Origin of the sequence: Pleomorphomonas sp. NRK KF1, from assembly GCF_023721755.1 — a bacterium.
In the GTDB taxonomy this organism is placed as follows: Bacteria; Pseudomonadota; Alphaproteobacteria; order Rhizobiales; family Pleomorphomonadaceae; genus Pleomorphomonas.
This window is the reverse complement of the sequence record NZ_JAMDLH010000002.1, coordinates 18,595-33,920: the sequence shown is the minus strand read 5'-3', so window position 1 is coordinate 33,920 and position 15,326 is coordinate 18,595. Positions and strand designations below refer to the sequence as shown.

Sequence of the window (15,326 nt, the reverse complement as noted above, 5' to 3'; positions counted from 1 at the left end):
GAGTGTCCGACAGAAAGCCCAGTACGGCCCGGAGCGGCGCCGCCTCAGACGGTCGGCATCCGCTCCGGGCCGTTATTTTGAAAGCGCTGGCCTCAGATCGGCAACTTGGTGGACCGCTTGACCGTCCGGAGCGTCAACTGCGACTGGACGCGCACGACGCCGGGCAGCGGCGTCAGAATCTCGCTGTGGATGCGTTCGAGGTCGGCTGCATCGCGGTAGACGACACGAAGGAGATAGTCGTGCTGGCCGGCGAGCAGATAGCACTCGGTGATCTCGGGGATGGCGCGCACCGCGGCTTCGAACTTGTCGAGCGATTGACGCCCCTGACTGTCGAGCGTCACGGAAACGTAGGCGGTGCCGGGCACGCCGGCTATTCGAGGGTCGAGAATGGCAACGAAGCGGGCGATGAGCCCGCTTTCCTCGAGGAGGCGCGTGCGCCTCAGGCAGGCCGAGGCTGAGAGGTGGACCCGATCCGCGAGCTCGGCATTCGTCGGTCGGGCATTGTCTTGCAAGGCGGTCAGGATCGCACGATCCGTCACGTCGAGGCGCATGGGTTGAATTTCCTGCGTTTCAAGGGGCGAAGAACGGAATTTTATGCTGTTTTTCGACCATAGTCTGCTGAATCTGTGCAAGAAATTGCGCCAAGATTGGCCAATTATGCGCCATCTCGCCAAGCTGGGACTGAACCCGGCGGCAGAACCAGCAGGGGACTAACGAAATGCTTGTCGGTACGCCGAAGGAAATCAAAGACCACGAGGACCGCGTCGGACTCGTTCCCTCGTCGGTGCGCGAACTCGTCGCCGCCGGTCACAAGGTCATCATCGAGAAGAATGCTGGCGCGGGGATCGGCATCGCGGACGCCGCCTATGTCAAGGCGGGCGCCTCCATCGTCGATGGTCCTGATGAAATCTTCGCCAAGGTCGACATGGTCGTCAAGGTGAAGGAACCGCTCGCCGTCGAGCGCAAGAAGCTTCGCGAGGGACAGACGCTCTTCACCTATCTTCACCTTGCCCCTGATCCGGAGCAGGCCGAGGACCTGATGAAGTCCGGCGCCACCTGCATCGCCTACGAAACGGTTACGGCGCCCAACGGCTCGCTGCCGCTGCTCGCCCCGATGTCCGAAGTGGCCGGCCGCATGGCGCCCCAGGTCGGCGCCGCGGCGCTTGAGAACGCGGCCGGCGGCATGGGCATCCTGCTTGGCGGCGTCGCCGGCGTGGCGCCGGCCAAGGTGGTCATTCTGGGCGCCGGCGTTGCGGGCACCAACGCCACCCACGTGGCCCTGGGCATGGGTGCCGACGTGACATTGGTCGACAACTCCATTGATGCCCTGCGCCGCGCCATCGCCACCTTCGGCGTGCGCATCAAGACGGCCCATTCCAACAAGGACACCGTGGCCGATCTCGTTACCGGCGCCGACCTCGTCATCTCCACAGTGCTGGTGCCCGGCGCCGCCGCGCCCAAGCTGATCAGCCGCGAGCTGATCGCCGCCATGAAGAAGGGATCGGCCTTCGTCGATGTCGCCATCGATCAGGGCGGCGCCTCCGAGACGTCGCATGCCACCACGCATTCCGACCCGACCTACATCGAGAGCGGCGTCGTCCATTACTGCGTCGCCAACATGCCCGGCGGCGTCGCCCGTACGTCGACCTTTGCTCTCAACAACGCGACGCTTCCCTTTGCGCTGGCACTCGCCAACAAGGGCTGGAAAGAGGCCTGCAAGGACGACATCCATCTCGCCCATGGCCTCAACGTTCATGCCGGCAAGATCACCTACAAGGCGGTGAGCGACGCCCTCGGCCTCGCCTACCTCGATCCAGCGAAGGCGCTCGCCTGACGTTGGTCGTCACTCAAAGGGAAAAGGCCGGAGCGACTCGTCGCCCCGGCCTTGTCGCATCTCGGGCCGATGAGGCGATCAGCGCTTGAGGACCGCGACCACTTCGACGTGGCTCGACCACAGGAACTGGTCGATCGGGGTCACGGTGTCGATGTGATAGCCGCCGTCGACCAGCGTCCTGAGATCGCGGGCCAGCGTGGCCGGGTTGCAGGAGACCGCCACCACGGTCGGTACCTTCGAGCGAGACAACCACAGGCTCTGCTCGGCGGCCCCGGCGCGCGGCGGGTCGAACACCACGGCGTCGATCTTCTCAAGTTCCTTTTCGACCAGCGGCCGGCGAGCCAGGTCGCGCTTCTCCGCCGTGATGCGATGGCGGCCGGTCATGCCGCGTGCCGCCCTGTCGAGCGCCATGACGGCGCCGGACTCGCCTTCGAGCGCCAGCACTTCGGCCAATCGAGCGAGGCGCAGCGAGAAGGTGCCGACGCCGGAGAACAGATCGGCGACCCGTTTTGCCTTCGCAGGGATGGCGGCCGTCACCAGCTCGCCCATGATCGCCTCGGCTTCCTGAGAAGCCTGAAGGAAGCCGCCGGGCGGCAACGCAACCACGACGCCGTCGATCTCAATCGTTGCCGCGCGCCGTTCGACGATCGCTTCGCCGCCAGTCGAGAGGCGGGCAAGGTCGAAGCGCGCGGCAAGCTCGATGAGCTGAAGTCGCAGCCGGTCGACATCACGTGCCGCCATGCCTGTGACGGATACGTCGAGGCCGCCGGAGGTCAACGTCACCGTAAGATCGAGCCCGCCCTTGCGGGGGGTGACAAGGCCGGTGATCGCCGTCAGCGCAGGCAACGCGGCGAGGAGCTGCGGCTTGATGACGGGACACTCGTCCAGACTGACGAGGCGATGACTTCCCCGCTCGTTGAAGCCGACGAGCGGATGACGGCCGGCCATGATGCCGGCGAATGTTGCCCGGCGACGGGAGCCGGGCGGCACCAGTCGGGTTTCGCCGACCTCTGGCGTCAGGCCACGATCGGCCAGGGCATCGATGACAAGCCGCCGCTTGAAATCAGCATAGGGTGTGGGCGCAAAATGCTGGAGCAGGCAACCGCCGCAGGTGCCAAAGTGCGTGCAGACCGGTTCGATGCGGTCGGGCGAGGGCGAGACGATCCGGCTGAGGCGCATCGCTCCCCCCTGAACATCGAGATCCACGATCTCTCCGGGCAGCGTGTAGGGTACGAACAACGGCTTGCCGTCCGCTGTTGAGGCGATGCCATCGCCTCGGTGGCCAAGGCGATCGATCACGAGTTCAGTCAAGGCTGGCTCCGAGTAGATATTCGTGGTTGCCGTCGCCGCCGAGGATCGGCGATGGGACGAGGTCGTGGACGCGCCAACCGTCGCGACCGTCAAGCCAGGCGCACACACGCTCGGCGGCGGCACGACCGGTTGTCTCGTCGACAAGGCCGCCCTTGCCGATCGCCTGCCTGCCCGCCTCGAACTGCGGCTTGACGAGGAAGATGCCGACAGCGGGGTGCCGGGCCAGCGTCAGCGCTGGTAGCAGCGCCAGTGTCAGCGAGATGAAGGAAACGTCGGAGACGATCACCTCGGGCCGGAAGGGGATATCTGCGGACGAGAGATCGCGGGCGTTCAAACCCTCGATGTTTTGGACACGCGGATCGGCGGCGACGCGCGGATGCAGCTGGCCGTGTCCGACATCAAGCGCCACGACGCGGGCGGCGCCCCGCTGAAGCAACACTTCGGTGAAGCCGCCGGTGGAGGCGCCGATGTCGAGGCAGTCTCGACCGGCAACGTCGAAGCCGAAGCGATCGAGACCGGCGACGAGCTTCAGGGCGGCGCGCGAAACGTAGGCGGCGGCCGGATCGGTAATCGCAAGCTCGGCATCTTCGTCGACCGACAGGCCGGGCTTGTCCGCCACTCGCCCGGCCAGGATCACATGCCCGCGCAGAATCGCATCACGAGCGCGGGCACGAGTGTCCGTGAGCCCACGGGAGACGAGAAGCTGATCGAGACGGATCCTGGCCATGGCGTTGCTTTGGGGCAGACGCCGGAGTTTGGCAAGACCCGGTCAGGGAGAATCGGCCTCTTCCTGCTCCTGGGGCTCGGGTGCCGGAACGACGGGCGTCTGGAGGATGGGATCGTCGGGCGCCGGTGCCTCGGGTGGGATGGCGCCACCGACAGGTGCGGTGGAGAAGAGCTCGTAGGTATCCTTCGGATCGTCCGGCTGCGTGGGACGGATACGCGAGCGCAAGGCAATGAAGGCGGCAAGCAGCATCTCGACCAGCGCCATGAACACGAACAGCGATCCGTTCCCCCAGCTCTCCATGGCAAAGGAAGCGATCAGCGGCCCGAACACAGCGCCGACGCCGTTGGCGAGCAGAACGCCGGTCGCCATCTCGACATAGGCGGACTTGTCCGCTCGGTCGTAGGCGTGGGCCGACGCTACCGAGTAGCTCGTCAGCACGACGGTGCCGAGCAGGAACGCCATGATGAACAGGCCGGTGCCGCCGAGCGGCAGCAGGAATGTCAGAAGGCTGGCGATCGCCGACAACACCATCACGCAGGCAAGGACCAGCCGGCGGTCATGGGCGTCGGACAACCGCCCCACGGGCCACTGCATCAAGGCGCCGCCGATCACGGCAAGTGATAGAAAGATGGCCGCTTCGTTCGCCGACAGACCGCGCCCGATGGCGAAGACGGTGACGAGCGACCAGAAGGCGCCGTTGGCGACGCCGATCATGAATGTGCCCGCAAGACCGACCGGTGCCATTTTCAGAAGTTCAAGCGGTCGGAACTGGACGATGGCGATCGGCGCCGGCTGCGCTGACGTGGTCAGCGCTACGGGAACCACGGCCAGCGACACCAGGAGCGAAGCGGCCGCGAAGAGCTCGAAATGCTCAATGGGCGCCAGCAGGATCATCAGTTGGCCGGCAGTCGTCGTAAGGTAGTTGACGACGATATAGACGCTCATGATGAGGCCGCGATTGTCGTTGGTGGCGCGGTCGTTGAGCCAGCTTTCGATGATGAGGTAGAGGCCCGCGAGGCAGAAGCCGGTGATGGAGCGCGCGCCGATCCACACCACGGGATCGACGACCATCGGATGGACAAGCGTTGTCGCGGCAGCAAGGGCGACCAGCGTCGAATAGGCACGAATGTGGCCGGCCCTGAGGATGAGATAGGGGCAGGCAAGACAGCCCACGACGAAGCCGAGATTGTAGGAAGACCCCATGAGGCCGATGATGACCGGCGTGAAGTGCTCGTGAAGCCCACGGAGCGGGATCATCGTGCCCAACAGTGCGTTTCCGCACAAAAGGAAGGCGACACCGGTCAGGAGCGAGACGAGTGGGGCAAAAGTCTTGGACAAGGACGAACTCGTGTGCAGGCGGATGGACGGTGACTGCCGGCCGAGACCGACCACGATGGCTGCGCCGATATCGATAGGCCCGACCTCCGAACGCAAGGTCGCGAACCTCTACGGCTTTTCCATGAACTTTGTATCTTGAATCGGTTTGAGGCAGTTCGTGTGGAAATGCAAGCGCGGCTCGGTCATATTCGGCCGGTTGCCGGGAGACTGCGACATGACGACGACAACATGGGCGACGGTCGAGGGAGATTTCGAGGAGGGCGACGGCCAGCGCCGATCGGCGAGGGCAGAACTGTCCCCCAACGGGCTCGCCATCATCGCTCCGGAAGGGGACGTCGTCGCTTTGTGGAGACCCGTGGATCTCATCCGGACGATGGGAACCGATGGCTTCAGGATCGGCGCGCGGCGGCAAGCCGGCATCTTCGTCTTCGATCCCGAACGGGGCGCGGACCTGATCCGGGCACTGGCCTCCATCCCCGATGCCGATGCGCCGATGATGTCCCGCTCCCTCGTCTGGACGATGATAATGGTCGTTGCGTTGGCGATCTCGGCGATGTTTGTCCTTGGCTGGAGCTTTTTCTGGTTGATCGAGTGGTTCACGGCACGAGGTGTCGGCACCGGGACACCGGGATGAGCGAGTCCATGCGGGGTCATCGGGAGTCAGGGCGATTCATGCAACCCCCAGGAGACTCATCTGCTCTCATGGACGCACATGCCGGACTGCTTCGGCGGGGGAGGGTGAGGTGAGCGCCGACCCCGTTCTTGATTTCATGCCGGCATATGGTGCTGCCGAGCCGATAGCAGCGGGCGTTCGCCGCCTCACCGCCCGCAATGGAGGGCCCCTGACCTTCCGCGGCTCCAACTGTTATTTGCTCGGCGAGCGGAACATCACTGTCATCGATCCCGGTCCCGACGATGACGCCCATGTGTCGGATCTTCTGGCGGTCGCAGGCGCGCCGATCCGGCGGATCGTCGTGACGCACGATCACGCCGATCATGTCGGCGCCGTCCGTCGACTTTCGGAACTGACCGGCGCCGAGGTGATCGGCACTGCGCCTGACGCTACGCGCTCCTTCTATCGCCCAGACCGGATACTGGCCGATGGTGACACTGTGGAGACCGAGGCAGGGCCGCTCGAGGCCATTGCCACACCGGGCCACACGGCCGGGCACCTTTGCTACGACCTCGCCGGACTGGGACTCCTGTTTTCCGGCGACCATGTTATGGCCTGGTCGACCAGCGTCGTCGTGCCTCCGGATGGAAGCATGGCCGACTACATGGCGTCCCTCGATCGTCTCGCCGCCATCGGGTCGCGCACCTACCTGCCGGGGCACGGCGGCCCCGTGGTCGACGGTCCGGCCCGCGTGACCGAACTCAAGCGACATCGGGAAGCGCGCGAGGCGGCGATCCTGCGGGCGCTCGATGGCAGGGATCGGACCATCGAGGAGATCGTCGCTGCCGTCTACATCGGTCTCGATCCGGCGCTGGCCGGGGCGGCGGCGCTGTCTGTCGGGGCTCACACCGATTGGCTGGAGAGGCGCGGTCTGTTGAGGAGAGATGACGACAGGCTGAGCCGAGTATGAGCTAGTTGGCCGCCTGTCGCCGTGACATTTCGCCGAAGCGGGCAATGAAGTCTCCGACGTGGCGGGCGTTCTCTCCGAGATCGGGCATGGCCACCCGGCTCAGGGATCGAACGTCGATGCGGCTGCCGCTGTCGCCGGGACGAATGCGGACGACGACATACTCCTGCGTACCCAGCACCAGCGATCGCGCGTCGGCCTCGATGCGGCCACTCGCCGCCTCGGTGTCGGGCTCCTCGGCCAGCCGGATGGCCCAGCCGAGATCGTCGGCGGTCTGCCGAGCGAGCGCATAGGCTTCGACGGTGGAAAGGTCGGTGGCCTGCGTCGTCAGGTCGGGATAGGCATCCTCCTGCAAGGCCGCCGCTTCGCCGGGAGCGGCGCGCAGATCGAACGGCAGCACCACTTGCGAGAACCCTGCCGGCGTGGCGGGCGGGTCGTCCGTGTCGGTCGAAACGCTGTCTATTGCGGGGTAGGCCACATAAGCCGCGACAGCGCCGATCAATGGCGAAAAAGCGGCTATGATCAGCAGCAGGGTGCCGAACGCGCTGTCCGCGCCCCCCCTTCCTTCCCGCCAGACGTCACGGATGGTCATTGCCAGGACGCCGAGCGCCACAAGGCCGAGAAACAGGCCGGTGCCGACGGCGGTGTACATGGTGCCGCTCGATATCAGATCGAGATGGCGAGAAACGATCCCGACCACCATCACCATGAAGGCGAGGCTGGCGACGAAACGCGCGGTGCGGGCACCGCGCGCCGGTGGCAATGGCAGCGGGGGCAGGCGGCTCATGAAGAGAATTCCGGCCCGCGAACGTCGTAGGGACGAACCTCGCGCCAACGCTCCATCAGCTTTTCGAGGCCCGCATCGGCGCCATCGGGCAGCACGATACGCGGGGTGACGAAGATATCGCCCCGAACGCCTTTCTTGTCGGGCAGGCCCTTGCCGCGCAGGCGGAATGCCTTCGAGCCGGTGACGCCGGCCGGAATGGTCATGTCGACGGCGCCCTCCAGTGTCGGCACCCGCACCTTGCCGCCAAGCACCGCCTCGTCGAGCGTGACCGGCAGATCAAGACGCAGGTTGTAGCCATCCGGGCGGAACAGGGCATGCGTCTCGTAGACGAGAATGGCAATGGCGTCGCCCGGCGGCGTGCCGTCCCCGCCCTGGCCCTTGAGACGAAGCTGCTGACCGGGCTCGAAACCGGCGGGGATCTTCGCGTCGAGCGACTTGCCGCTCGGCAAGGTGACGCGGACCTTGCCCGAGCCGACGATATCCTCGAGGCGGACGCGCGCCGTCACCATGACGTCGGCGCCCTTGGTCGATCCTGCGGCACCCGCGCCCTGGCCGGCCGCTCCGGCATTCGAGAAACCTTCGAATCCCGAGAACCCGCCGCCGCGCCGGCCGCCGCGCGTGCCACGGGCACCGCCGTTGGCAAAGCTGGCGAAGGCGTCGCCGAAGATGTCGTGCAGGATGTCGTCGGTTGGTCGGCCGCCTGCCTGGCGGAAACCGCCGCCCATGCCGCCGGCGCCGCTGAAGCCCTCGAACCCGGTGAAACGCGGTTTGCCCTCGGCATCGATTTCGCCGGCGTCGAACTGGCGGCGCTTGTCCTTGTCGCCGACGATCTCATAGGCCGAGTTCACCTCGGCAAAACGCTCCTTCGAGCGCGGATCGTTCTTGTTGGCGTCCGGGTGGTGCTGCTTGGCGAGCTTGCGGTAAGCCTTCTTGATCGTTGTTTCGTCCGCGCCCCTGGGCACGCCCAGGACCTCATACGGATCACGCATGCTGGTTGGCCCTCTTCAAATGGATGATGGCGCCGAGCGGCGCCAAGGTTCTGCCAAGCATGTAATGCCCGATCACGTTCCGTTCCAGAGTGTGCCATTATACGGGTCGGACCGCTTTGACAAAATCTTTTCAGGGGGCAGGCGTCCAAGAGGTTGTCGCCGGCCGGGATGTGGCTATATGCCGGTCGGACGCTTGCCCGAATCTGGCCGCCGGCCAGCCAGCACGACGAGGCGTCGACGAGACATGTCCAGTTCAGAGCCCGATTTCACGGAAGCCTCGGAGCCCTATCAGTTGTTCGTCAGCTGGATGAAGGACGCCGAGAAGAGCGAGCCGAATGACCCCAACGCCATGGCGCTGGCCACCGTCGATGAAGATGGCATGCCGGACGCCCGCATGGTGCTGCTCAAGGGCTTCGATGAGCGGGGCTTCGTCTTCTACACCAACTTCGGTTCTGCCAAGGGCGAGCAGATTCTTGCGAGCCGCAAGGCGGCGCTCCTGTTTCACTGGAAGAGTCTCAAGCGGCAGATTCGCATTCGCGGCAACGTCTCCGAGGTCTCGAAGGACGAGGCGGACGCCTATTTCCAGAGCCGCGATCGCGGCAGCCGCATCGGCGCCTGGGCTTCCAAGCAATCGCGCCCGCTCGAAAGTCGCTTCGCGCTTGAGAAGGCGGTTGCCGAATGGGGCTTGAAGTTCGGCGTCGGAGCCGTGCCGCGCCCCGACTACTGGTCGGGCCTGCGTATCACGCCGACGGCCATCGAATTCTGGCGTGACGGGCTGTTCCGTCTGCATGACCGCGTCCGCTTTCTGCCCGACGGCAACGGCGGCTGGACGCGCACCCGCCTCTATCCCTGACCGACGAAAGGCTGCCGAAAATGACCAACGCCACCGACGTCAGCGCCCTCAGCTTCGAGCAGGCCCTGAAGGAACTCGAAGGCATCGTCGCCCGCCTTGAGCAGGGCTCGGTGCCGCTCGAGGAAAGCATTTCCATCTACGAACGCGGCGATGCGCTCCGCAAGCACTGCGACGGCCTGCTCAAGGCCGCCGAGGCCAAGGTGGAGAAGATTCGGGTCGCCGGAGACGGATCGGCGGCCGGCGTGGAGCCGCTCGATAGGGAGTAACCGGCCCGGGAGGAACGATTTTCCAATCGGCTTGTCATTCTCGCCTCGGCTTGGAAAGAAAAACTCACTTTCTCGCTTGGTGCCGACCATTTCACCGGTAGCTTGCCGGCACAAGCAAGAGGTGCCGGATGAACATCGTCGAAACGCAGGACATGTGGGTGCTGAGTGCGGCTCGGAGGATTCGAATCCGGGACGTGGCGACGGTCTCGGCCGAACTCTATCCGGACATGATGGCCGAAGTGGAGGATCTGGGGCTCACTGTCGCAGGTCCCTGGACCTTTGTCGCCAACGACCTTCCGCGTGATGGCAAGGCTCTGTTCGACTGGCGGATCTGCCTTCCGATCGAACGGCCGGCGGTCTATTCGGGTGCGTTCGAGCTGATGCATCTCGAACCGATCGTCGCCGCTTCGGCCCTGCATCGGGGGTCGTTGCGAACGCTGTTTTCAAAGGGCTATGGACCGCTGGTGTCGGAAATCGAACGATCGCGGCACGTCTTTTCCGGCGAGAGCCGGGAGATCTATCATGACTGGCGAGGACCTGGTTCGTCCTACCATCTCATCGAGATTCAGTTCGGGCTCGCGCGATGAGCGTCCCTTCATCTGCCGCAATTTAGCTTGATAAACACGACGCTTGCGAATTGAAGAGACTGTGATTGACTGGTATCTGAGAGTGAGGGGTTTGCCCTCGTAGTTTCACGGATTTTTGGATTGTCGCGTCCCGCCACCCCGTTTCTCGACAAGGTCGTCTCGCCGGACGACCTCAAGATGCTGTCGATTGCCGAGCTTGAGCAGCTCGCCGCCGAGGTGCGCGCCGAGATGATCGACGCGGTGTCCGCGACGGGCGGCCACCTTGGCGCGGGGCTGGGCGTCGTCGAACTGACCGTCGCCCTGCATGCCGTGTTCGACACACCGCGCGATCGGCTGATCTGGGATGTCGGGCATCAGGCCTATCCGCACAAGATCCTGACCGGCCGGCGCGGCGATATCCGCACGCTGCGCCAGGGCGGCGGTCTCTCAGGCTTCACCAAGCGGGCCGAGAGCATCTACGACCCGTTTGGCGCCGGCCACTCCTCGACGTCGATTTCGGCCGGCCTCGGCATGGCCGTGGCGCGCGACCTCAAGGGCGACGACAACCAGGTGATCGCCGTCATAGGCGATGGCGCCATGTCGGCCGGCATGGCCTATGAGGCGATGAACAACGCCGGGGCCATGGACAGCCGCCTCGTCGTCATCCTCAACGACAACGACATGTCAATCGCCCCGCCGACCGGCGCCATGAGCGCCTATCTGGCGCGTCTCGTTTCCGGCCCGACCTATCTGACGCTGCGCGAAGCGATGAAGCAGCTCGCCTTCAACCTGCCCAAGGGCCTTCGGCAGAAGGCGCAGCGGGCCGAGGAGTATGCGCGCGGCTTCCTGACCGGCGGCACGCTGTTCGAGGAACTCGGCTTCTATTACGTCGGGCCGATCGACGGGCACAATCTGTCCCATCTGCTGCCGGTGTTGCGCAACGTCCGCAACGCCAAGGATGGGCCGGTGCTGCTGCACGTCGTGACCAAGAAGGGCAAAGGCTATCCGCCGGCCGAGGCGGCGGCCGACAAGTATCACGGCGTCAGCCGGTTCGACGTGGTGACCGGTGCCCAGGTCAAACCCAAGGCCAACGCGCCGAGCTACACGCAAGTGTTCGGCGAAACGCTGGTCGATGAGGGACACCGCGACGAACGCATCGTCGGCATCACGGCCGCCATGCCGGCCGGCACCGGCCTCGATCTCTTCGCGGAGGCTTTTCCCGACCGGGTGTTCGACGTCGGCATCGCCGAACAGCACGCCGTCACTTTCGCGGCGGGTATGGCGACCGAGGGCTTGAAACCTTTCTGCGCCATCTACTCCACCTTCCTGCAGCGCGCCTACGATCAGGTCGTGCACGACGTGGCCCTGCAGAACCTGCCCGTCCGCCTGCCGATCGACCGGGCCGGTTTCGTCGGCGCCGACGGCGCCACGCACGCCGGGGCCTTCGACACCGCTTTTCTCACCTGCCTGCCCAACATGGTCGTGATGGCCCCGGGCGACGAGGCGGAACTCAGGCATATGGTGGCGACGGCGGTGGCCTATGACGACGGCCCCATCGCTTTCCGCTATCCGCGCGGCGAGGGCGTCGGGGTCGAACTGCCCGTACAAGGGCAGCCGATCGAGATCGGTCGTGGCCGCATCGTCTCCGGCGGCGGCAAGGTGGCAATCCTCACTTTCGGCACCCGCCTTGGCGAGGCGCTGAAGGCAGCCGAGGAACTGGCGACCTTCGGCCTTCCCGCCACAGTGGCCGATGCGCGATTTGCCAAGCCTCTCGACCGCGAGCTGATCCGTCAGCTCGCCGCCCACCACGAACTTCTGATCACCGTGGAAGAAGGCTCCACCGGCGGCTTCGGCAGCCAGGTCGCGCAGGCGCTCATTGACGACGGTCGTTTCGATCGGGGCTTCCGGTTCCGTGCGCTGACATTGCCTGACACTTTCGTCGATCACGACAGGCCAGAGCGCATGTATGCGGCCGCCGGCCTCGATGCGCAGGGCATCGTCCAGGCCGTGCTCGCCGCGCTGGGGCGGAATCGGATCCAGCTCGCCGGCGTGATCGGTAAGTAAGGCTCGTTACAAGGGTTGAGCGCGTCACGCGGAAACGAGGGCGAGCTTTCTGCCAAGTAATGCTACAACACAGAATTGCGCGGCGCCTTGCGCTCGTCGGATTGCGCGTTGTTCAGGGGGCAGGCATGATCTTGCAGGAGTTGGACGACCACGGCGATCCCATCGGACCGGTTGTCGCAGGCTGGGAGCCGCGTCGGCGTCCGGCGCACACGGTGCTCGAAGGCCGGACGGTTCGGCTTGAACCCCTGTCCGCGTCTCACGTACCGGACCTTTTCGCGGCCTATTCCGCAGACCGGAGCGGCCGCATGTGGACCTATCTGTCGGTCGGCCCCTTTTCGGACGAAGCTGGTTTCGCCGCCTGGGTCGATGCTCTCGTTCCCTCGGAAGATCCGCTGTTCTTCGCAGCGGTTGACAAGGCGACCGGCACGGCGGTTGGCATCGTTTCCTATCTCCGCATCGATCCCGCCAACGGCTCGATCGAGGTGGGCTGGGTGACCTGGTCGCCGCTGATGCAACGATCGGCCATCTCAACCGAGGCGCATTATCTGCTGATGAAGCACGCCTTCGAGGGGCTGGGTTACCGCCGCTACGAATGGAAGTGCAACGCGCTCAACATGCCGTCGATGAAGGCTGCCGAACGCTTGGGCTTTACCTATGAAGGCACCTTTCGCCAAGCCGTCATAGTCAAGGGACGTAACCGTGATACCGCGTGGTTCTCCGTGATCGACAAGGAGTGGCCGACGCTGAGGGACGCCTTCGAAGCCTGGCTGAAGCCGGACAATTTCGATGCCGAGGGGCGGCAGAGAAGGCGCCTGGAAGATTTCAGATCGCGTGAGAATCACGTCGTTGCCGACACGTTTCGCCCCTGAGGGGCATCCATTTGGGAGACAAGTTCGTTATGCCGATCCATCGTCTCAGCCGCCGTGAGCTGCTTCTGGCTACCGCTGCCGGCGCGCTCGTTGCCTTTGTTCCCACGGTCACCGCAGCCGCCGAGCCGGCCGTCCGCTTGCGCCTGATGGCGACCACCGATCTTCACGTCAACGTCTACCCTTACGATTACTATCGCGACAAGGCCGACGACACCGTCGGTCTCGCCAAAACGGCGGCCCTGATCGCCGCCGCTCGCGATGAAGTGCGCAACGCCCTTCTGTTCGACAATGGCGACCTCATTCAGGGTAGCCCGCTCGGCGACTACATCGCCTATGAGAAGGGCCTGGATGGCGGCAACAAACATCCGATCGTCGCTGCGATGAATGGCCTCGGCTATCTCTGCGGCACACTCGGCAACCACGAGTTCAATTACGGGCTCGACTTCCTTGGCAAGGCGCTGTCGGGCGCCGAGTTCCCGGCCGTCTGCGCCAACGTTCTGAAGCCCGACGGCACACCGCTCATCGAGCCGACCCGCGTCTTCGACGCCAAGGTGACCGATGCCACGGGGGCAGAGCACGTGCTGCGCATCGGCGTCATCGGTTTCGTGCCGCCGCAGATCGTCCAGTGGGACAAGGACAACCTCGAAGGCAAGGCGACCACCATCGACATCGTCGATGCGGCGGGCAAGTATCTGCCGGCGCTGCGCGCGCAATCGGATGTGGTCGTGGCTCTCTGTCACTCAGGCATCGCCGGCGGTGAGCGGGCGGGCGGCGAGGAAAACGCGGCGCTGTTCCTCTCGAAGGTTCCGGGAATCGACGCCATCTTCACCGGCCATCAGCATCTCGTCTTTCCCGGCAAGGATTTCGCCGGCATCGACGGCGTCGACATCGAGAAGGGAACCCTCAACGGCGTGCCGACCGTCATGCCCGGCTTCTGGGGCAGCCACCTCGGCGTCATCGACCTCGATCTCGTCAAGGATGGCGAGGGTTGGAAGATCAATGGCTTCCAGGTCGAGGCGCGGCCGATCTATGAGCGGACGGCCGACAAGAAGATCGTGTCGCGGGTAGACGCGGTTCCGGCCGTGCTGGCGTCCGTGAAGGATGATCACGAGGCGACGCTCGACTATGTCCGTCGTCCCGTGGGCGAAACTTCGGCGCCGATTTCCAGCTATTGGGCCTTGGTGGCCGACGACCCGTCGGTTCAGATCGTCAGCCAGGCGCAGCTCTGGTATGGCACCACCCAGGCAAAGGCCGCGGGCTTGCCGGACCTGCCGATCCTGTCGGCGGCAGCTCCCTTCAAGTGCGGCGGCCGTTCCGGCCCCGACTACTACACCTTCGTTCCCAAGGGTCCGATCGCCATCAAGAACGTTGCCGACATCTACCTCTACCCGAACACGATCCGCATCGTGAAGGTGACCGGGGAACAGGTGAGGGAGTGGCTCGAGCGTTCGGCCGGCATCTTCAACACCATCGACCCGACGAAGCCCGACGAGCAGCCGCTGATCGATACGTCGTTCCCATCCTACAATTACGACGTCATCGACGGCGTCACCTACCGCATCGATGTGACGCAGGAGAAGCGCTACGACAACGACGGCAAGGTGGTGGCGCCCGACGCGCATCGCATCGTCGATCTTGCCTATCAGGGCAAGCCGGTCGAGCCGACCCAGGAGTTCCTGGTGGTGACCAACAACTACCGCGCCGGCGGCGGTGGGCACTTCCCCGGGGCCGACGGCAGCACCGTGGTGTTCCAGGGGCCGGACAGCAACCGCGACGTCATCGTCCGCTACATCATCGCCAACAAGACCATCAACCCCTCCGCCGACGGCAACTGGTCGATCGCCAAGCTGCCCGAAGGGGTCAATCTGACCTTCCCCAATTCGCCAAACGCGACGCTGGACACCGTGCCGGCTGGCGTAAAGGTGGAGAAGGTCGGCGATGCCGAGGAAGGGTTTGCGAAGTATCGCCTGACCGTGGCGTGATATGCACCCGGCCCCAGGCTTGGGAAAGACACGATACGACGCCCGGCCTTCGCGCCGGGCGTTTCCATGTTGGCGGAGGTCGACCCGCGCTTCGGCGGCTTGATATTCCACGTCCGCCATGTATGAGTATTTATCCAGATTGCCGGCTTCCCGTGCGGCA

The 15,326-nt window shown here is 64.9% G+C and carries 15 protein-coding genes; 9 read left to right on the top strand and 6 right to left on the bottom strand.

Features of this window, described 5'->3' with window-relative positions; translation table 11 throughout:
• Positions 1 to 92 precede the first annotated feature (92 nt).
• Positions 93 to 551: an Lrp/AsnC family transcriptional regulator gene (locus tag M4J39_RS05575; RefSeq protein ID WP_251726840.1), complete on the bottom strand. Its 459-nt coding sequence runs from the start codon at positions 549 to 551 to the stop codon at positions 93 to 95.
• A 167-nt stretch (positions 552 to 718) separates the two neighbouring features.
• Between M4J39_RS05575 and ald the strand changes: the two genes are divergently transcribed.
• Positions 719 to 1,834 (top strand): alanine dehydrogenase, encoded by a 1,116-nt coding sequence (gene ald / locus M4J39_RS05570; RefSeq protein WP_251726839.1) that lies wholly within the window; start codon positions 719 to 721, stop codon positions 1,832 to 1,834.
• Between the two features lie 78 nt (positions 1,835 to 1,912).
• Here ald and M4J39_RS05565 read toward each other — a convergent pair whose 3' ends face one another.
• Genes M4J39_RS05565 through M4J39_RS05555 form a run of 3 tightly spaced genes read right to left on the bottom strand, consistent with a single transcriptional unit; the run spans position 1,913 to position 5,210 of the window.
• Entirely contained in the window at positions 1,913 to 3,145 is a 1,233-nt protein-coding gene (locus tag M4J39_RS05565; protein WP_251726838.1) for a class I SAM-dependent RNA methyltransferase, read from the bottom strand.
• Positions 3,138 to 3,872: a TlyA family RNA methyltransferase gene (locus tag M4J39_RS05560; protein ID WP_251726837.1), complete on the bottom strand. Its 735-nt coding sequence runs from the start codon at positions 3,870 to 3,872 to the stop codon at positions 3,138 to 3,140. Before M4J39_RS05560 ends, M4J39_RS05565 begins: the two co-directional genes overlap by 8 nt.
• A 42-nt stretch (positions 3,873 to 3,914) precedes the next feature.
• A complete protein-coding gene (locus M4J39_RS05555; protein ID WP_251726836.1) occupies positions 3,915 to 5,210 on the bottom strand; it encodes an MFS transporter in 1,296 nt (431 codons plus the stop codon).
• 214 nt (positions 5,211 to 5,424) lie between these two features.
• On the opposite strand from M4J39_RS05555, the gene M4J39_RS05550 reads away from it, so the two are divergent.
• Together M4J39_RS05550 and M4J39_RS05545 are read left to right on the top strand one after the other, a co-directional pair.
• Entirely contained in the window at positions 5,425 to 5,844 is a 420-nt protein-coding gene (locus tag M4J39_RS05550; protein WP_251726835.1) for a hypothetical protein, read from the top strand.
• A 136-nt stretch (positions 5,845 to 5,980) separates the two neighbouring features.
• Positions 5,981 to 6,793 carry an MBL fold metallo-hydrolase gene (locus tag M4J39_RS05545; protein WP_251727561.1) on the top strand — a complete coding sequence of 271 codons (813 nt, stop codon included), beginning with the start codon at positions 5,981 to 5,983 and terminating at the stop codon, positions 6,791 to 6,793.
• 1 nt (position 6,794) lies between these two features.
• On the opposite strand, the gene M4J39_RS05540 is transcribed toward M4J39_RS05545, so the two are convergent.
• Together M4J39_RS05540 and M4J39_RS05535 are read right to left on the bottom strand one after the other, a co-directional pair.
• Positions 6,795 to 7,577: a DUF1499 domain-containing protein gene (locus tag M4J39_RS05540; protein ID WP_251726834.1), complete on the bottom strand. Its 783-nt coding sequence runs from the start codon at positions 7,575 to 7,577 to the stop codon at positions 6,795 to 6,797.
• Positions 7,574 to 8,566 (bottom strand): DnaJ C-terminal domain-containing protein, encoded by a 993-nt coding sequence (locus M4J39_RS05535; protein ID WP_251726833.1) that lies wholly within the window; start codon positions 8,564 to 8,566, stop codon positions 7,574 to 7,576. Before M4J39_RS05535 ends, M4J39_RS05540 begins: the two co-directional genes overlap by 4 nt.
• Before the next feature lie 244 nt (positions 8,567 to 8,810).
• On the opposite strand from M4J39_RS05535, the gene pdxH reads away from it, so the two are divergent.
• From pdxH to M4J39_RS05505, 6 genes are all read left to right on the top strand, one after another.
• Positions 8,811 to 9,419 (top strand): pyridoxamine 5'-phosphate oxidase, encoded by a 609-nt coding sequence (pdxH, locus tag M4J39_RS05530; RefSeq protein WP_251726832.1) that lies wholly within the window; start codon positions 8,811 to 8,813, stop codon positions 9,417 to 9,419.
• Between the two features lie 20 nt (positions 9,420 to 9,439).
• Positions 9,440 to 9,685 (top strand): exodeoxyribonuclease VII small subunit, encoded by a 246-nt coding sequence (locus M4J39_RS05525; RefSeq protein ID WP_251726831.1) that lies wholly within the window; start codon positions 9,440 to 9,442, stop codon positions 9,683 to 9,685.
• A 128-nt stretch (positions 9,686 to 9,813) separates the two neighbouring features.
• Entirely contained in the window at positions 9,814 to 10,272 is a 459-nt protein-coding gene (locus M4J39_RS05520) for a hypothetical protein (RefSeq protein ID WP_251726830.1), read from the top strand.
• Between the two features lie 120 nt (positions 10,273 to 10,392).
• The gene (dxs, locus tag M4J39_RS05515; RefSeq protein ID WP_251726829.1) at positions 10,393 to 12,315 is read left to right on the top strand and encodes a 1-deoxy-D-xylulose-5-phosphate synthase; all 1,923 of its coding nucleotides are present in this window, start codon (positions 10,393 to 10,395) and stop codon (positions 12,313 to 12,315) included.
• A gap of 125 nt (positions 12,316 to 12,440) precedes the next feature.
• Entirely contained in the window at positions 12,441 to 13,184 is a 744-nt protein-coding gene (locus M4J39_RS05510; protein ID WP_251726828.1) for a GNAT family N-acetyltransferase, read from the top strand.
• A 29-nt stretch (positions 13,185 to 13,213) separates the two neighbouring features.
• The gene (locus M4J39_RS05505) at positions 13,214 to 15,166 is read left to right on the top strand and encodes a bifunctional 2',3'-cyclic-nucleotide 2'-phosphodiesterase/3'-nucleotidase (RefSeq protein WP_251726827.1); all 1,953 of its coding nucleotides are present in this window, start codon (positions 13,214 to 13,216) and stop codon (positions 15,164 to 15,166) included.
• Positions 15,167 to 15,326: the final 160 nt, after the last annotated feature.